Source organism: Bacillus cereus group sp. BfR-BA-01492 (assembly GCF_022662815.1).
GTDB lineage: Bacteria > Bacillota > Bacilli > Bacillales > Bacillaceae_G > Bacillus_A > Bacillus_A cereus_BD.
Genome location: NZ_JAKUEH010000014.1, coordinates 1 through 17,598 on the forward strand (window position 1 = coordinate 1; position 17,598 = coordinate 17,598).

The following is a 17,598-nucleotide window of genomic DNA, read 5'->3' on the forward strand; positions in this document are numbered from 1 at the left end:
TGTAAGATTCATTAAAGACATAAAAACAGCCATCCTTTCATGGATATTCCATGAAAGGATGGCTGTTTTTGTTGAAAATTATACATACGTAACCTTAACTTGATGGCTATGCCATTTCGGTCCTCTTTTTTAATGTACATTTGTAATACTTTGCAATTGCTCTTGCATTTCACGAAGCTGTATTTTTTCAGCTGTACTTGAATGAGTATAAGCGGACTGCAAAGCGTTTTTTGCTCGGTATACGAGTTCTTGCTGCTCAGTACCACTTGAACAATAAATGGCTTTCGAAACAGCGTCTCGTGCTTGTTGAAATAGTAAGTTCCCCATTTAAACCCCTCCAAGAGAAGAGTTGTTTCGTTCTTTTTCTGCCTCAGCTAATGTACCGCGGTACGGGAATCTTGCATCATGCTTCATAACAGCATCTCGTCCTTGCTGGATAAAACGTTTTGATTTGTTCTTTTTACCCATTCGTAATTCCCCCTTTTGTTAGCTGAAAACAATTGACGCGAGTTGCGTCTACTTATAGTATGAGCGATTTAAGGGAAACTATAAGTAGGGAATTTTTAGATTACAATCCAAGAGCCTCTTCTAAATAAAGGGCAATGCCGTCTTCCTCATTCGTTAATGTTGTATAGTTTGCAAGCGACTTTAATTCAGGAATCGCATTTCCCATCGCGATGCCGTGACCTGCATACTCAATCATTTCGAAGTCGTTATCTTCATCACCAAAAGCGATAATGCGCTCTTTTGGAATGTTATAATGGCTTGAAATCTTTTGCAATCCAATCGCTTTATTCAAACCGCTTTTTACGATTTCAATAATCGGCCAAGGAGCGCCCCATTTGCGGTGATCAATGACTTCAGCATGCATATCTGTTAAGTGCTGACGAATTTTATTTGCTTGCTCATCAAGGGTATCGATTAATAAGCATGTTGGATGGTCTTGTAGAATATTTAATAAATCTCCTGTGAAAATATTTGGAGAACCAAATTCGAAAATATGCTTTTTATCCTCATCAATTTCGCGAACATATACATCATCCATCACTTCAGCATAAATATTTTTTACACCAAAATCGAAGCAAGCTCGTACAATTTCTTGTGCAGTGGAAAGTTCGAGAGGTGAATGATGTGTCCCCCAATTTGCATCAAGTGGGTGATGTACATATGCACCGTTAAAATTTACAATCGGTGTGTTTAAACTAAGTTCTTGATAATACGTGTGACTGGCGCGAAATGGACGACCTGTTGAAATGACAATGATATGTCCTTGTTCTTTCGCTTTTTCGATTGTCTGTTTTGTTCGCGCTGAAATCACTTTATCATCTGTTAATAAAGTACCATCTAAATCTAATGCAATTAAGTGCTGTTTTTTCATGTTTTCACCTCTTATAAAATTTTTTATTTCGATCTGTATTTCCATTTATTTTATGCAGAAATAAGAGGTTGGAAAAAGGGAGACCTCCATAGATGAAAGTTTCACTATATATTCATCTTACGTCGCGAAGTGCTAGAATGTCCACTATTTAGCGCTTAAAACAAGAAAAGTCAATATGTTTTTAGAAAGTTCAAATAATGTTTCTTTCATTTTGTACAATTTGTGAAAAGGGTTACATGAACTGGATTATACAGACTATAATGAAAACGTAATCTTCTCGTATATGTTTGACTCTCCTTTGAAACTGATCTCGTATAGGTCAGTTTCTTTTTTTTCAACATACTTGCTTTGTTTTCCTGCTTCATTAAAGAAATACATATGTGTAGGATCGAAAAATATGATTTGTTTCCTAAACATAACAGAAAAGCTTTTTGGAAAATGGATATACTAATGTTGTAAAGATGTTATGGAAGGAGAATGAAGATGGGACAAAGTCATAGATTTCGTGCTGGGCAAAAAGCTCCAAACAATGGGCTCTACGTCGAGATTGGTGAAACTGGCAGTATGGTAAAAGATCCGCAAATGGTAAAATTATCAGCTGGTGAAAGATTTCCGGAAAATTCAAACCATAACCGTCAGTGGACATATAAAAGAAAACCGTAAAGAGACCCGCAGCTTATTGCTGCGGTTTTTTATGTAACTTCTGAAATATGCAATCAAATTGATTGTATAAAAAAGGAGATAAGAGTATAATAAATTACAAAAGGTCAAAGAAAGTCAAAAAATCAAAAAAGGTCAAAAAAGAGGAGGGACTGTAAAGATGGACTTCAATCAAATGACGACAAAAACACAAGAAGCGATTATGAGTGCCCAATCTTTAGCGGTATCTCATCATCATCAAGAAGTAGATACTGTTCATCTATTGCTTGCCTTGCTAAAGCAGCAAGATGGATTAGCGGTACGTATTTTTCAAAAAATGAATGTAAATATAGAACAATTAACGAAAGAAGTGGAAACGCTCATTCAGAAAAAGCCATCTGTAACGGGAAGTGGGGTAGAAGCTGGCAAACTGTATATTACAGGCGCTTTGCAACAATTGCTCGTTCAGGCAGAAGCGGAAGCGAAAAAACTGCAAGATGAATACATTTCAGTAGAACATGTATTATTAGCTTTTTGTGAAGAAACAGGGGATGTAAATCGTCTATTTTCTCATTTTCGGATTACAAAAGATACATTACTACAGTCTTTAATGGCAGTTCGGGGGAATCAAAGAGTGACAAGTCAAAATCCAGAAGTAACATATGAAGCGTTAAAGAAATATGGCCGTGATTTGGTCGCAGAAGTGAAACAAGGAAAAATTGATCCTGTAATTGGACGCGATAGTGAGATTCGCCGTGTCATTCGCATTCTTTCGCGTAAAACAAAAAATAACCCTGTCTTAATTGGTGAACCTGGTGTCGGGAAAACAGCCATTGTGGAAGGATTAGCGCAGCGAATTGTAAAAAAAGATGTACCGGAAGGATTAAAAGATCGCACCATCTTTGCATTAGATATGAGCGCACTTGTAGCTGGGGCAAAATTCCGCGGGGAGTTTGAAGAGCGTTTGCAAGCTGTATTAAATGAAATTAAAAAGAGTGAAGGACGTATTCTATTATTCATTGATGAACTGCATACAATTGTAGGAGCTGGGAAAACAGAAGGAGCAATGGATGCTGGGAATATGTTGAAACCGATGCTTGCACGTGGGGAGCTTCATTGTATCGGTGCGACAACTTTAGATGAGTACCGAAAATATATTGAAAAAGATCCGGCGCTAGAACGTCGTTTTCAACAAGTATTAGCGGAAGAGCCAACGGTGGAAGACACGATTTCTATTTTACGCGGCTTAAAAGAACGTTTTGAAATTTATCATGGTGTAAATATTCATGATCGCGCGATTGTAGCGGCTTCCGTATTATCTGATCGCTATATTTCGGATCGTTTCTTACCGGATAAAGCAATTGACCTTGTTGATGAGGCGTGTGCTACCATTCGTACAGAAATTGATTCTATGCCAACAGAATTAGATGAAGTAACGCGCCGCATTATGCAGTTAGAAATTGAAGAAGCGGCGCTTGGGAAAGAAACGGACCGCGGTAGTCAAGAAAGATTGAAAACATTGCAGCGCGAGTTATCTGATTTAAAAGAAGTGGCAAGCGGCATGCGTGCGCAATGGGAAAAAGAAAAAGAAGAAATTCATAAAGTACGCAATTTGCGCGAGAAATTAGAGCGTTTACGCCGTGAACTGGAAGAAGCAGAAGGAAACTATGATTTAAATAAAGCGGCTGAACTTCGTCACGGTAAAATTCCAGAGGTAGAAAAAGAATTAAAAGAAGCAGAAAAAGCCGGAATGCATAATGAAAACGAGAACCGTTTGCTTCGGGAAGAAGTAAGTGAAGAAGAAATCGCAAATATTGTTTCGCGCTGGACAGGGATTCCGGTAGCGAAATTAGTAGAAGGAGAGCGCGAAAAATTACTCCGTTTAGAGCAAATTTTATCAGAACGCGTTATTGGTCAAGAAGAAGCAGTGAGTCTTGTAGCAGATGCAGTTCTCCGTGCAAGAGCAGGAATTAAAGACCCGAATCGTCCGATTGGTTCTTTCATTTTCTTAGGGCCAACAGGTGTGGGAAAAACAGAACTTGCGAAAACATTAGCGCAGTCGTTATTTGATAGCGAAGAACAAATGATCCGAATTGATATGTCTGAGTATATGGAAAAACATGCGGTATCCCGTTTAATTGGAGCGCCTCCAGGATATGTAGGATATGAAGAAGGTGGACAATTAACAGAAGCGGTTCGTCGCAAACCATATTCCGTTATTTTATTAGATGAAATTGAAAAAGCCCATCCGGAAGTATTCAACATTTTATTACAAATGTTAGATGATGGCCGCATTACTGATTCACAAGGACGAACAGTCGACTTTAAAAATACAGTAATCATTATGACATCAAATATTGGGTCAGCATATTTATTAGAAGGATTACAAGAAAATGGCGCTATAAAAGAAGAAGCAAGAGACCTTGTAATGGGAGACCTTAGAGGACATTTCCGTCCTGAGTTTTTAAACCGCGTGGATGAAATTATTTTATTTAAACCACTCACAACTCGTGAAATAAAAGGAATTGTTGATAAGATTGTAAAAGAATTACAAGGACGGTTAGCGGAGCGTCATATTACAGTTGCATTAACAGAATCCGCAAAAGAATTTATTGTAGAATCTGGGTTTGACCCTATGTATGGCGCACGTCCGTTAAAAAGATATGTGCAGCGCCAAATTGAAACAAAACTTGCAAGAGAATTAATTGCAGGAACAATAACAGATAATAGCCATGTAGTGGTAGATGTAGAAAATAATGAATTCGTTGTGCATGTGAAATAAAAAATGTCCGGACATTTGTCCGGACATTTTTTAATGTTGTTCTGCTGGTTCGTTTGGAATTGCAGCTGCAATTGCCATTACAAGAATTGCAAGAACAACTGAGAAAATAGACGCTTGTTTAAAATCGTATATACCGCCAGTCATAGAGCTAATTACATAACTCATCATATGTACAAGCAGGAACGACCAAATAAAGGCCCAAATTACACGCATCTTTTCACACCCCTATTCGTTCAATCTGCCTTTATTGTAACACAATTGAAAAAAGAATATAGAAAAATATTTGTAGAATTTTCAAAGCAAATTCGTATTCCATTCATACATTATAAAGAGAAGTTTTTTATGTTTAGAAAATAAGGCGGGAGACAAATGAGTATTACGGAACGTTTTTTCTACTTGGAAGAAGAACCATGTGTGATTTACTTACCAGAAAAACCAAATGGATTTTGTGTTATGCTTCTTGGCGATTACAACTACTTTATTGAGAATGGTACAAGTTTATGGATGCAACACACAGGGAGAGCGTATTTTCTAAATGGACTTATAAAGAAAGGATATACTGTTTTTTCATCCAATCTATACGGGAGACATTGGGGAAATGATCAGGCCGTTCGTTTAGCAAAGCGTTTATATCATGTTGTGATGAAGAAAGAGACTTTAAATGAAAGAATTCATATATTGGCAGATGGAATGGGAGCGCTTGTGGCGCTTGAGATGATGCATCGTAATCCGGAATGCATACGTTCTGTTGCTATGTTAAGTCCATGTTTAGATTTACCAGCATATGTGGAATTTGAGAAAGAACATAAATTTTTCTATAAAAGATTAGTGAAAGAGTTATTGCAGGCATATGAGGTGAAGGAAGTAGAGTTAGCGACGAAAATTGATAAAAAATCATTCCGATATTTACCTTCTTGCGTGCCAGTTAAAATGTTTGTCTCGACACAAGAAAAGAAGGAACGTAAACGGCTGCTTCGGGAATACGAGAAACAGCGATTGGATCAGAAATGTGACACATCTTTATCGTTTCACTTACAAGATGTGAAATATAAAACGATTCATCAAGTATGTCGTTTTTTCGAAAAATACGAGGAAGAATTATGAAGCTCCAATATACATAAAGAAGGAGCTATTTGTTTAAGGGAAAGAAAGGATTGGTGACATGAATCGCGTGCTCATTATAGGTGCTCTTACGTTTGTTGGATATCATCTTGTAAATAAAATGCTCGCTGAAGACATCGAAGTGTACGGAATGGACTTTGCAGATTTTGAGAATATCTCAAAAATAGAGGAAGAAAAGTTAATGTTAATTGGACGGAATGCTTTATTTACTTATTCCGACATTAGAGATGAACAGGAATGGAATGAAATAGAGAACCATCCATTTGATGCGGCATATTTTTGTTTATGTGAACCGAACCAAAATGCGGGATTTCGAAAAGAACGGGTCATTTTACAATATTTAAAACGTGTAACACATATGTGTGAAGCAAATGAAGTGAAGTTAAATGTCGTTTCATCTATTGAAGTCGGAAACCGTAACGAGTCGGAAAATAAGCAAATGTTTATGAAGATTGAAGAAGAAGTAAAAAAAGGGGATCTTTCCTACAGTATATTTCGCGTCCCTACATTGTATGGGCCGTGGCAACCAACATTTATGATCTATCATCAACTGATGCTATCGGAATTAAATGAACAGAAATGTCAGTTCACTTCTATTGAAAATGAGTGTGACCTTTTATATGTAGAAGATGTATGTGAATATTTATTGGAAAAGGGAACGGATATAGAGAATATAGGAGTGTATAACTTAATTAGCGGGAAGAGAAAACTTTGGGAAAAAGGAATGCATCTTTTAAATGCGAATGATAAAATGAAGGGGCGTGTAGAAGAAAAGCGAGAAACATTTGCTAACATTTGTATGGAAAAACATACCCCGTTAGAATTCGGTTTAAACAAACAATTTGCGCACGTAAAAAAATATAAGCAGTTATATGAAGAGTGAGGCGCTATATATTTACAATTCGTAAATAAGAGTAGCGAGATGAGAAAGGATGAAATGATATGAACGAAAAAAATATGCAGTTTTTACAAATCGCAATGAAACACTTACCAGAGGCAAAAGCAATTTTAGATGATCATGGAATTGCACTTGATATGGAGAAAGCCCAGCCAGTATTAGAATTGTTAATGAAAGTGATGAATGAAGCATATGAACTAGGAAAGACAGAAAAATAATTTGTTTATTAGTAAGGAAAGCCGACAATTGTTGGCTTCTTTTTTTATGGGGAAAATATAAGGAAGGAATGAAGAGAATTTCTTTGCGTAAAGTTTCACGTTCCGATGAAATATATTCTAGACAAATAAACATTTATGTTTTAGAATTAGTACCAAGTCATAATATTTGATATAAAACGGAGGGCTGCAATGTGAATGTAGGCATTTTAGGGATCGGAAGATATGTGCCAGAAAAAGTAGTCACAAATCATGATTTAGAGAAAATAATGGACACATCCGATGAATGGATTCGTACAAGAACGGGAATATCGGAGAGACGAATTGCCGATGATACAATAGATACATCATATATGGCTGTTGAAGCCTCTAAAAAAGCAATAGAAGACGCGGGAATTACTGGCGAGGATATAGATTTAATTTTAGTTGCAACTGTAACGCCAGATCATTCTTTTCCTGCTGTAGCATGTATGGTTCAGGAGCAAATTGGTGCAACACATGCAGCTGCAATGGATTTAAGTGCAGCATGCGCTGGCTTTATGTACGGAATGATTACAGCTCAGCAATTTATTCAAACAGGTACGTATAAACATATATTAGTGGTAGGAAGCGATAAATTATCTAAGATTGTCGACTGGAACGATCGTAATACAGCTGTTTTATTTGGAGATGGAGCAGGGGCTGTTGTTATGGGAGCTGTTTCAGACGGTAAAGGAATTCTTTCATTTGAATTAGGAGCGGATGGAAGAGGTGGAAAGCACCTTTATCAAGACGAATATGTTATGATGAACGGCAGAGAGGTCTTTAAATTCGCTGTTCGCCAACTTGGTGATTCTTGTCTCCATGTTTTAGATAAAGCAGGTCTCACAAAAGCTGATGTTGACTTTTTAGTTCCGCATCAAGCCAATATTCGCATTATGGAATCTGCAAGAGAGAGATTGGATTTGCCGCAAGAAAAAATGAGCAAGACGATTGAAAAGTTTGGAAACACATCTGCTTCTTCTATTCCAATTGCTATGGTGGAAGAATTGGAAAAGGGACGAATTCAAGATGGGGATCTTATTATACTCGTTGGCTTTGGTGGTGGATTAACATGGGGGGCAGTTGCTTTTCGTTGGGGTAAATGAGGACTGAGAGAGAAAAGGAGTGTATTTTGTATGGAAAAAAAGAGGGTTGTAATTACTGGACTAGGAGCTGTAACGCCAGTCGGAACAGATGTTGAAACAGCTTGGGAAAACATTAAAAATGGTGTATCTGGAATCGGACGACTAACACGATTAGATTCAGATCAATTTCCAGCAAAAGTAGCAGCAGAAATTAACGACTTTGAAGTCGAAAAATATATTGAGAAAAAAGAAGCGCGTCGCATGGATCGATTTACACAATATGCGGTAGCGGCAGCAAAAATGGCAGTTGCTGATGCAAAGTTAGAAATTACAGAAGAAAATGCACCGCGCATTGGTGTGTGGATTGGTTCTGGAATTGGCGGTATGGAAACATACGAAGAGCAATTCAAAATTTTCATGGAAAAAGGCGCACGCCGCGTAAGTCCGTTTTTCGTACCGATGATGATTCCTGATATGGCAGCTGGTCAAGTATCGATTGCGACAGGCGCAAAAGGAATTAATACTTGTTCCGTAACAGCTTGTGCATCAGGAGCAAACTCAATTGGAGATGCTTTTAAAGTTATTCAGCGCGGGGATGCTGATGCGATGATTGCAGGGGGAGCAGAAGCGCCTCTTACCCATATGGCATTTGCAGGATTTAGTTCAGCGAAAGCATTAACATTTCATGAAGATCCAGCAATTGCATGTCGTCCGTTTGATAAAAATCGCAGCGGTTTTGTCATGGGAGAAGGTGCAGGTATTCTTATTCTTGAAGAATTAGAACATGCATTAGCACGCGGTGCTCACATTTATGCAGAAGTTGCTGGTTATGGTGCAACAGGAGATGCATTCCATATTACACTACCTGCGCCAGGTGGTGAAGGCGGCGTGCGCGCAATGCGTCAAGCTTTAGCTGATGCAGGTCTTACACCAGAAGATATTGACTACATTAATGCGCATGGTACAAGTACAGATGCCAATGAAAAATATGAAACAATGGCGATTAAAGAAGCATTTGGTGAACATGCATATAAAGTAGCAATTAGTTCCACGAAATCAATGACAGGTCACTTATTAGGAGCAGCTGGTGCTGTTGAGGCAATTTTCTCTATTAAGTCCATTACAGATGGAGTCATTCCTCCAACAATCAACTATGAAACACCAGATCCAGAATGTGATTTAGATTATGTACCAAATAAAGCAAGACATCAAGAAGTCCGCGCCGTATTAAGTAACTCATTAGGATTCGGCGGACATAACGCTGCGTTAGTATTTAAAGCGTATAAATAATAGGAATGAAAGAGGCTGTCCAAAGAATCATTTTTGGACAGCCTCTATTTTTTTATCCTTAATGTGTCCTTTTCCTTTTCTGCATATATATAAGAAAAGGAGGGAGGCAAGATGGGGATTATTCAAACTGCTAATTGGATGAAATTATATTATGGACGCCCAGAAAAGCTGTGTGAGAAGTTTACAAAATATATTCCATTGCCAAAAGAGCAGCTATATCGATTTCTCGTTTCAAAAGGTATGTATCGTCCTGTGCGAAAAGGTGAAAGTGAAATTCGACAATTAGAAGAAAAACAAATTTGGACAAAATTGTCCGCAGAATATGAAGCGTTAAAAAAATGGTTAGGAGGTCCGGATGTTCCGGTCTTTCTTTTACTATCAGATCCATATAATCGCACCGTACAAGAGGAATACAATGGAAAAGCTGGTTTAACAATGCGTCATGTTATCTTTTTATTTGTATGCGGGAGAAATTCGATTCAAGAATTAAAAGCGTTGCTGACTCATGAATATCACCATATATGCCGACTGCATCAAATCGCAAAAAGAGAACAGGAGTATACGTTATTAGATACAATGATCATGGAAGGGTTAGCAGAACAAGCTGTTATAGAACGACATACAGAGCAGGCGTGCGCCCCGTGGACGTTATATTTTTCAAAAGAAGAAGCGTTGTATTATTGGAAGAAAGTAATAAAAGAGAAACGAGATATAAGGAGAGGTACAAGGGAGCATGACGCTATTTTAAATGGAATCGGACCGTATCCGAAAATGTTAGGATATGGGGTAGGTTTTCATATTGTGAAAGAATGTTTAGAAGTAACAAAAGAAAATACGCTTTCTTTCCTGTCTATCGATGCTAGGCATATATTAAAAAAAGCGACTACATTTGCTGAATCGTTACGTTAAGAACTTGGCGCTGCCGAGTTCTTTTTCGTCATCAAAATAATAAATAGAATATATTTCCTTACATGGAATAAATTTTAACGAAACTGAACATAATGATTGGTACAAACAGTAGTGAAGTGAGGGGTAGAGAAATGTTATATCTGCATGATGTATGGGTAAATTGGTTTGAAGGTGAAGAAAATGGGTATAACGTTTGTCATTTTTACGAATGGCGGAAAGATGATACGATTGAATTGTTAGATCAAGTGCCATTATTAAAAGTAGATGCCACATTATATCATTACATCGAGAACGAATTATTAGAACTTCCACAACAATTATTGGAAGACGTACATCATAAAGCTTATATTCGTAAAAATCATGAACGTTTGCAACAAGAGTATTGCTTCGTTGTTACAGATGGAAGAGGAATTATCGCTGTAGATACAATTGGGTACAATGTACCAATTCGAAAGAGTAGACTGATTCCTCGTCAAGAGCAAATGGTGTATGAGATGGTGGAGAATGTACAAGCAGAGAAGTACAAGTTTCAAATGGAAGAAACGGAAAAAGAACACCATATTTTATCACCATCACCTCATATTATGAACGGATTAACCCGTAAAGAAAGACAGTTAAAGCAATTATTATTTATGGCGTTAGATCAATTACATACAACGAAAAATCCAGCTGAAATTCGCTATTGGTACACAGAGTGGGATCCATCTGCTTATGGAGCAGTTCAACATATGGAATTTGAAGATGTTTGGAAACGGCTTTATGAAGAAGCGAAAAACGGCTGGTCAGAAAAGCATGAACAGCTATGTGAACGCCTTGTAAAAGGACAACCATTCTTTGAAAAGTTATGGGAAATGGAGAACGAGCAGAAGGTAAACTAAAAAAACCGCCACAATGGGCGGTTTTTTTAGTTGATTTTAGAGTAGCTGAGCAGTCGCCTCCGCTTTTTGTAGAATCCAGCTCCGGCGGCAAGAATGTTCGGTGGCTTCGCGCCTTCCTGCGAGGCAAAGAGCACCTCTACGTCAGGAGCTCCATCCCCCTCACATTCTGAGCGAGCCGCCTGCGCTTTTTGTGGAATCTAGCTCCGGCTCCTAGCCCTTCGCGTCTAAGAACCTTCCCCACGAGAAGGTAAAAGGCACCTTCTGTGGGAAAGAACCTTATCCGTCAGGGCTAAGCGAGCCGCCTGCGCTTTTTATGTTACCTACGTTTTCTGCTTAGTCCCATTGCGTTTTCTACTTTGCGTAGTTGTTTGAATGCGACGCGGTTTGCTTTTTCGGCACCTTTGTCTAGTATTTCGTCTAGTTCTGGAGAGTTGATTAGTTCGTTATATTTTTCTTGGATTGGTCGGATTGCTTCTGCGACTACTTGTGCTAGGTCGCCTTTGAAGTCACCGTATCCTTTTCCTTCGTATTGTGCTTCTAGTTCTTCAATTGTTTTTCCAGAGAATGAAGAGTAGATTGTTAATAAGTTTGAGATACCTGGTTTGTTTTCTTTATCGAATTTTACGATACCGTCAGAGTCTGTTACGGCGCTTTTAATTTTCTTCTCAATTGTTTTCGGTTCATCCAGCATGCGGATCATTGCCTTTGGATTTGGATCCGATTTACTCATTTTTTTCGTAGGTTCTGTTAATGACATAATGCGCGCACCTACTTTTGGCATGCGAATTTCAGGAATTGTGAAGACTTCGCGATAACGTTTATTAAAGCGTTCTGCTAAATCACGTGTTAGTTCCATATGTTGTTTTTGATCGTCACCAACTGGTACGATTTCAGTGTTGTAAAGTAAAATATCAGCTGCCATTAATGGTGGATACGTAAGTAGTGCAGTTGGAACAGATTCGCGGCCAGCTGCTTTATCTTTATATTGCGTCATGCGCTCTAATTCTCCAACAGATGCGATGGATTGCATAATCCATCCTAATTGAGCGTGCGCTGGAACTTCGGATTGGACAAATAAAGTTGCTTTTTCCGGATCAATGCCGCATGCAATATATAATGCTGCAAGACTGCGAATATTTTTGCGAAGTTGTACAGGGTCTTGAGGGACTGTAATCGCATGTTGGTTTACAATACAGAAATAGCAGTCGTGTTCATTTTGAAGTTCTGTAAATTGTTTCATTGCTCCTAAATAGTTTCCAAGCGTAATTGTTCCACTTGGTTGAATACCAGAAAAAATAACTGACATACATCATTCCTCCTTAAATTTTCAATAATGAATGATTGAAGAGTAGACGACTATGAGTTGGTTGTCTGGGCGGAAGAGGAGCTAAGTAGTGTGATGGAATGCAAGAATGTTCGGTGGCTTCGCGCCTTCCTGCGAGGCAAAGAGCGCCTCTACGTCAGGAGCTCCATCCCCCTCACATTCTGAACGAGCCGCCTCCGCTTTTTAAATAAAAAAAGTCCATTCATCCCATATGACAATAGGGACGAATGGACCGCGGTACCACCCTAATTATTTCACAGTTGTGAAATCTCTTTGATCCATTTAACGTTTGGATTACGCCAAAGCCTACTTCTTTCGGTTCGGTTTGGTGCTCAAAAGCCCATTCCATATTGTGTAATTACTTGTTTGCACCGACCACAAGCTCTCTGAAATTACTGCAATATGTACTCTTCTTTATCATTGCATCGTATTAGATTTATTCTTTGATAACGATCGTTCGGAATAAGGATGAACGATTGTTATTATGATAACAAAATGTTTGCAAATCATTATATCATTACGAAAGATGGTTTGCAAACTACATCAAAATTGTGACACTAATGATTGTTGAAAGGGCTGCTAGTAGAATACCTGCAAGACAAATTGGATAGGTCCATTTGAATGAATATGTTTTATAGATACGCTCTTTTTTATCTTCAGGTGCTTCCGGTTCTTCAATAAGAGATTCAACTTTTTTGTTCGTTCCAAATACTTTTTGGAAGGCGTACATCGTTACATTGAAAAAGCCATTTTGAAATAAGAATAAAAAGCCGCCAACAATCATAAAAACTAGTGCAATATAAAAAGATAAATTAACAAAATTTAACAAAAAATGAGATGAAGAGAGCAAAGCACCGATACTAGAAACAGTGATTGCTATGAAAATTAGTATACAAGTATGGAAAAAAAGTTGTTTCAAAATGTTCCCCTCCGTAAAAATTACTGGAATTATTATACTATGAAAGTTATAATGAGTAATATAATTAATTATTTGAAAATTATACGCAATTATAAGTTATATTTCAATATGATGGAATCAATGTTAAGTTATCCCTTTACAAAAAAATAAAAAAATAAACATTTTATTTAAAATTTTAACAAAAAAACAAAAAATTATATTCACAATCGTTATATTATATGTATAATGAAAATTGTAGAAACTTGGAGATTATTCTTTCAATTTTCAACAAATTGGGTGCAGGACGTGCAATTAGGGGAGGCAGTGCAGCTATGAAGAGAAAGATACCATTATTACTTGCGTCAACGTTGACTGCAAGCATGTTACTTGGGGCTTGTAGCTACCAAAAAGATGATGGGAAAGCAAAAGGAAAAGAAGCGGCATCTAGTAGTAGTAATGGGAAGCCAGTTCTAAATTTGACAGAATCATCTGAAATTCCATCGATGGATGCATCATTAGCATCAGATTCAGCATCATCAACAGTGTTAAACAATACGATGGAAGGATTATATCGTATTGGTGAAAAACAAAAAAGGATGCCTGGTGTTGCAGAATCATTCGAAAAGTTGGATGACGGTAAGAAGTACCTATTCAAGTTGAGAAAAGATGCGAAATGGTCAAATGGTGATCCTGTCACAGCGAAAGATTTTGTATATGCATGGAAACGAGCGGTAAATCCAGATACAAAAGCAACATATTCTTATATTATGTTTGATATTAAAAATGCAGAGAAAATTCATAAAAGAGAATTGTCACCTGATCAATTAGGGGTCAAAGCAATTGATGACTATACATTAGAAGTGGAATTAGACAACCCAATTCCTTATTTTGTTGATTTAACAGTGTATCCTGTATTTTATCCGCTGAACGAAAACTTTGTGAAGTCACAAGGAGATAAATTTGGTTTAGAAGCCAATACAACTTTGTATAATGGACCATTTGTGATGAGTGAATGGAAGCATGAACGTAGTTTCCAATTTAAGAAAAATCCATCATATTGGGATAACAAAACTGTTAAAATCGAAGAGATTAACTTTAATATTGTAAAAGATATAGCAACGAATGTGAACTTATATGAAACAAATGCGATTGACCGTACAGGATTAAGCTCGGAATTTGTAGATAAGTTTAGACAAAGTTCAGAGTTTAAAACGAGAGAAGAAAATGGGGTTGCCTATTTAAGATTTAATCAGAAAAATCAGTTCTTACATAATAAAAATTTACGAAAAGCAATCTCCATGTCTTTTGACCGTGAAAATATCGCGAAAGTTATTTTAAATAATGGAGCGGTTGGTGCTTATGGATTTGTTGCAAAAGATTTTGCTGAAGGTCCAAATAAAAAAGATTTTCGCACTGAAAATGGTAAGTTAGTTAAAACGGATACAAAAGAAGCAAAAAAACTTTGGGAAGTCGCGAAAAAAGAGCTTGGAACTGATAAAATTGAATTATCAGTTTTAAACTTTGATGATGACGATTCCAAAAAAGTTGGTGAGTTCTTAAAAGGTGAAATTGAGAAGAATTTACCAGGTGTAACCATTCATATAAAACAACAACCGTTTGCGCAAAAAATGAAATTGGAAGACTCAGGGGAATATGATATTTCACTTGCTGTTTGGAGTCCTGATTATCCAGATCCAATTTCATATTTAGATATGTTTGTGACAAATGGTACGCAAAACAAAACAGGATACTCAAATCCAAAATATGACGAATTCATTCAAAAAGCAAAAACAGACACAAAAGATTTACAAGCTCGTTGGAATAATCTTCTAGAGGTTGAAAAAATGTTAATAAAAGAAGATGCTGTTATCGCACCAATATTCCAAAAAGGGTCTGCCTATGTTATAAAAGATGGTGTGAAAGATATTATTCCAATTTCTTATGGTGGTAAACTAACATATAAATGGGCATCCGTTGAAAAATAGTAGTTTTTAACCCGCTATTTTAGGGCAGTCCGATTGGTGAGGGCTCATAATCAGTGGGGAGGAAGAACCCCCCGCTGATTAAAGCTTCACTTTATTCCATCGTTTATAAAGGGGATATGTCCATGAGGGGCATATGCTCTTATTTTAAAAATATAAAAGTAAGAATATTTAAAACTATCTTATTGCTTTTGAAAAAATGGGGAGGTGCTTGACTATGGGACGTTATGTATTAAAGCGTTTCGTGTATATGTTTTTGACATTATTTTTAATTACATCATTAACATTCTTCTTAATGAAATTATTGCCGGGTTCTCCACTCAAAAATCAGGAGAAATTATCTCCGCAACAAAAAGAAATTATCTTGGAGAAATATGGCTTAAACGATCCGGTACCAGTGCAGTACGCACGCTATTTAGGAAACTTAGCGAAAGGCGATTTAGGAGTATCGTTCCAATATGATAATCGTCCGGTAACGGATATGATTGTAGAACGTATTGGACCATCCGCGCAACTTGGTTTTCAGGCGATTCTTTTAGGATCATTTATCGGGCTAATTTTAGGGATTATTGCAGCTCTTCGAAATAATACATGGGTCGATTACGGGGCGACGATTATTTCCGTACTCGGAATGTCGGTACCATCCTTTGTATTTGCGGCACTATTACAATATTTCGTAGGGGTAAAACTCGGCTGGTTCCCAGTTGCATTTTGGAAAGGACCTGAGTTTACCGTTATGCCGACAATCGCTTTATCGATGGCAGTTATTGCAACAATCGCACGTTTTGCGCGCGCTGAATTAATTGAAGTGATGCAAGCTGATTATATTTTAACGGCGAAGGCAAAAGGGATTAGTCAAGGCGTCATTATTGTGAAACATGCTCTTCGTAATTCACTGATTCCAGTTGTTACAATTTTAGGACCGATGGTTGCAGGTTTGATTACAGGAACACTTGTTATTGAGCAAATTTATGCTGTTCCTGGACTTGGGGAACAATTCGTTAAATCGATTACATTAAATGATTATACAGTTATTATGGGGACAACAATTTTCTATAGTGCCGTCTTTATTTTCGTTATTTTCATCGTAGATATTTTATACGGAATTATTGATCCTCGTATTCGTTTAGCGGGAGGGAAAAAATGATGAAAGATGTACAAAAATTATCTCCAGATTTATTTCAACCAGCAAATCAAAGTAATGTTGATAATGAAGTCATTGCCCGTCCAAGCTTAACGTTTTGGCAAGATGTAAGAAGACGTTTATTTCAGCATAAAGGTGCAATGTTCGGTCTTGTATTATTAGTTATCATTACATTACTTGCAATTTTTGGACCGATGGTAAGTAAGTATTCTTATAAAGATCAAGACTTAGGTCGCGCGAAATTGCCGCCAAAAATTCCAGTGATTGAAAATATTCATTGGTTACCATTTGATGGAACAGACCAATATGGTGTGGATCAATATAAAAAACGTGATATTAAAGAGTCTTTCTGGTTCGGTACAGACGATCTTGGTCGCGATTTATGGACGAGAACATGGGAAGGGACACGTGTATCATTATATATCGCGCTTTTAGCAGCTGCGATTGACTTAATTATCGGGGTTGCATACGGAGGGGTTTCAGCGTTCTATGGTGGACGAGTAGATAATATTATGCAGCGTGTTATGGAAATTATTAACGGAATTCCGTATTTAATTATCGTTATTTTAATGGTAATCATTATGGGATCTGGTATTTGGTCCATTACACTTGCGATGGCGATTACAGGTTGGATTGGGATGTCACGTATCGTTCGTGGACAAGTATTAAAATTAAAAAACCAAGAATATGTATTAGCATCACGTACACTAGGTGCCACAAACACACAATTAATTATCAAACATTTAATTCCGAACGTAATGGGGCCAATTATCGTTATGACAATGTTCACAATTCCAACTGCGGTATTTGGTGAAGCGTTCTTAAGTTTCATTGGCCTTGGTATTCAGCCGCCATTTGCATCACTTGGCTCACTTGTAAATGATGGTTATAAATCCATTCAAACGTATCCACATATGATGTTCATCCCTGCGGTTGTCATCAGTATGTTAATTTTAGCATTTAACTTAATGGCGGATGGATTACGCGACGCGTTAGATCCAAAAATGCGTAAGTAAAAGAGGGGAGAGGTAAA

The 17,598-nt window shown here is 37.4% G+C and carries 18 protein-coding genes and 1 other annotated feature; of the genes, 12 read left to right on the forward strand and 6 right to left on the reverse strand.

The genetic code is table 11. The features are described 5' to 3' along the window. Positions 1 to 129 precede the first annotated feature (129 nt). From MR063_RS16225 to MR063_RS16235, 3 genes are all read right to left on the reverse strand, one after another. Entirely contained in the window at positions 130 to 327 is a 198-nt protein-coding gene (locus tag MR063_RS16225) for a DUF3813 domain-containing protein (protein ID WP_242199533.1), read from the reverse strand. Continuing rightward, positions 328 to 468 carry a competence protein gene (locus MR063_RS16230; RefSeq protein ID WP_242199536.1) on the reverse strand — a complete coding sequence of 47 codons (141 nt, stop codon included), beginning with the start codon at positions 466 to 468 and terminating at the stop codon, positions 328 to 330. 100 nt (positions 469 to 568) lie between these two features. Then, the gene (locus MR063_RS16235) at positions 569 to 1,378 is read right to left on the reverse strand and encodes a Cof-type HAD-IIB family hydrolase (RefSeq protein ID WP_242199537.1); all 810 of its coding nucleotides are present in this window, start codon (positions 1,376 to 1,378) and stop codon (positions 569 to 571) included. Positions 1,379 to 1,861: 483 nt separating this feature from the next. On the opposite strand from MR063_RS16235, the gene MR063_RS16240 reads away from it, so the two are divergent. Then, on the forward strand, positions 1,862 to 2,041 hold the full coding sequence (locus MR063_RS16240; RefSeq protein ID WP_242142252.1) for a YjzC family protein: 180 nt from the start codon (positions 1,862 to 1,864) through the stop codon (positions 2,039 to 2,041). Positions 2,042 to 2,198: 157 nt separating this feature from the next. Further along, positions 2,199 to 4,799, forward strand: a complete 2,601-nt coding sequence (clpB, locus tag MR063_RS16245; RefSeq protein ID WP_242199539.1) for an ATP-dependent chaperone ClpB — start codon at positions 2,199 to 2,201, stop codon at positions 4,797 to 4,799. 30 nt (positions 4,800 to 4,829) lie between these two features. On the opposite strand, the gene MR063_RS16250 is transcribed toward clpB, so the two are convergent. Beyond that, entirely contained in the window at positions 4,830 to 5,012 is a 183-nt protein-coding gene (locus MR063_RS16250) for a YjzD family protein (protein ID WP_011983975.1), read from the reverse strand. Positions 5,013 to 5,168: 156 nt separating this feature from the next. On the opposite strand from MR063_RS16250, the gene MR063_RS16255 reads away from it, so the two are divergent. The 7 genes from MR063_RS16255 to MR063_RS16285 all read left to right on the forward strand — a co-directional run bounded on the left by MR063_RS16255 (position 5,169) and on the right by MR063_RS16285 (position 11,217). Continuing rightward, positions 5,169 to 5,903: an alpha/beta fold hydrolase gene (locus tag MR063_RS16255; RefSeq protein WP_242199556.1), complete on the forward strand. Its 735-nt coding sequence runs from the start codon at positions 5,169 to 5,171 to the stop codon at positions 5,901 to 5,903. Between the two features lie 58 nt (positions 5,904 to 5,961). After that, positions 5,962 to 6,804 carry an NAD-dependent epimerase/dehydratase family protein gene (locus tag MR063_RS16260; RefSeq protein ID WP_242199559.1) on the forward strand — a complete coding sequence of 281 codons (843 nt, stop codon included), beginning with the start codon at positions 5,962 to 5,964 and terminating at the stop codon, positions 6,802 to 6,804. Between the two features lie 59 nt (positions 6,805 to 6,863). Then, positions 6,864 to 7,037, forward strand: coding sequence for a ComZ family protein (locus tag MR063_RS16265; protein ID WP_242142260.1), 174 nt, complete (start codon positions 6,864 to 6,866; stop codon positions 7,035 to 7,037). A 191-nt stretch (positions 7,038 to 7,228) separates the two neighbouring features. Then, the gene (locus MR063_RS16270; RefSeq protein WP_242199569.1) at positions 7,229 to 8,161 is read left to right on the forward strand and encodes a beta-ketoacyl-ACP synthase III; all 933 of its coding nucleotides are present in this window, start codon (positions 7,229 to 7,231) and stop codon (positions 8,159 to 8,161) included. A gap of 30 nt (positions 8,162 to 8,191) precedes the next feature. Next, on the forward strand, positions 8,192 to 9,430 hold the full coding sequence (gene fabF, locus MR063_RS16275; protein ID WP_242199572.1) for a beta-ketoacyl-ACP synthase II: 1,239 nt from the start codon (positions 8,192 to 8,194) through the stop codon (positions 9,428 to 9,430). 111 nt (positions 9,431 to 9,541) lie between these two features. Beyond that, entirely contained in the window at positions 9,542 to 10,339 is a 798-nt protein-coding gene (locus MR063_RS16280) for a DUF2268 domain-containing putative Zn-dependent protease (protein ID WP_242199575.1), read from the forward strand. Positions 10,340 to 10,470: 131 nt separating this feature from the next. Beyond that, positions 10,471 to 11,217, forward strand: a complete 747-nt coding sequence (locus MR063_RS16285; RefSeq protein WP_242199578.1) for a YjbA family protein — start codon at positions 10,471 to 10,473, stop codon at positions 11,215 to 11,217. Positions 11,218 to 11,533: 316 nt separating this feature from the next. Here MR063_RS16285 and trpS read toward each other — a convergent pair whose 3' ends face one another. Beyond that, positions 11,534 to 12,523, reverse strand: a complete 990-nt coding sequence (gene trpS / locus MR063_RS16290; protein ID WP_242199582.1) for a tryptophan--tRNA ligase — start codon at positions 12,521 to 12,523, stop codon at positions 11,534 to 11,536. A 234-nt stretch (positions 12,524 to 12,757) separates the two neighbouring features. Beyond that, positions 12,758 to 12,971 (reverse strand) — a binding site (T-box leader). Between the two features lie 108 nt (positions 12,972 to 13,079). After that, the gene (locus MR063_RS16295; protein WP_242199585.1) at positions 13,080 to 13,460 is read right to left on the reverse strand and encodes a DUF3899 domain-containing protein; all 381 of its coding nucleotides are present in this window, start codon (positions 13,458 to 13,460) and stop codon (positions 13,080 to 13,082) included. Positions 13,461 to 13,771: 311 nt separating this feature from the next. On the opposite strand from MR063_RS16295, the gene MR063_RS16300 reads away from it, so the two are divergent. The 3 genes from MR063_RS16300 to opp3C all read left to right on the forward strand — a co-directional run bounded on the left by MR063_RS16300 (position 13,772) and on the right by opp3C (position 17,581). Further along, positions 13,772 to 15,424: a peptide ABC transporter substrate-binding protein gene (locus MR063_RS16300; RefSeq protein WP_242199589.1), complete on the forward strand. Its 1,653-nt coding sequence runs from the start codon at positions 13,772 to 13,774 to the stop codon at positions 15,422 to 15,424. A gap of 214 nt (positions 15,425 to 15,638) precedes the next feature. Further along, positions 15,639 to 16,568, forward strand: a complete 930-nt coding sequence (opp3b, locus tag MR063_RS16305) for an oligopeptide ABC transporter permease (protein WP_242142274.1) — start codon at positions 15,639 to 15,641, stop codon at positions 16,566 to 16,568. Beyond that, the gene (gene opp3C / locus MR063_RS16310) at positions 16,565 to 17,581 is read left to right on the forward strand and encodes an oligopeptide ABC transporter permease (protein WP_242199601.1); all 1,017 of its coding nucleotides are present in this window, start codon (positions 16,565 to 16,567) and stop codon (positions 17,579 to 17,581) included. The genes opp3b and opp3C overlap by 4 nt, the downstream gene beginning before the upstream one ends. The last annotated feature ends 17 nt before the right edge of the window (positions 17,582 to 17,598 follow it).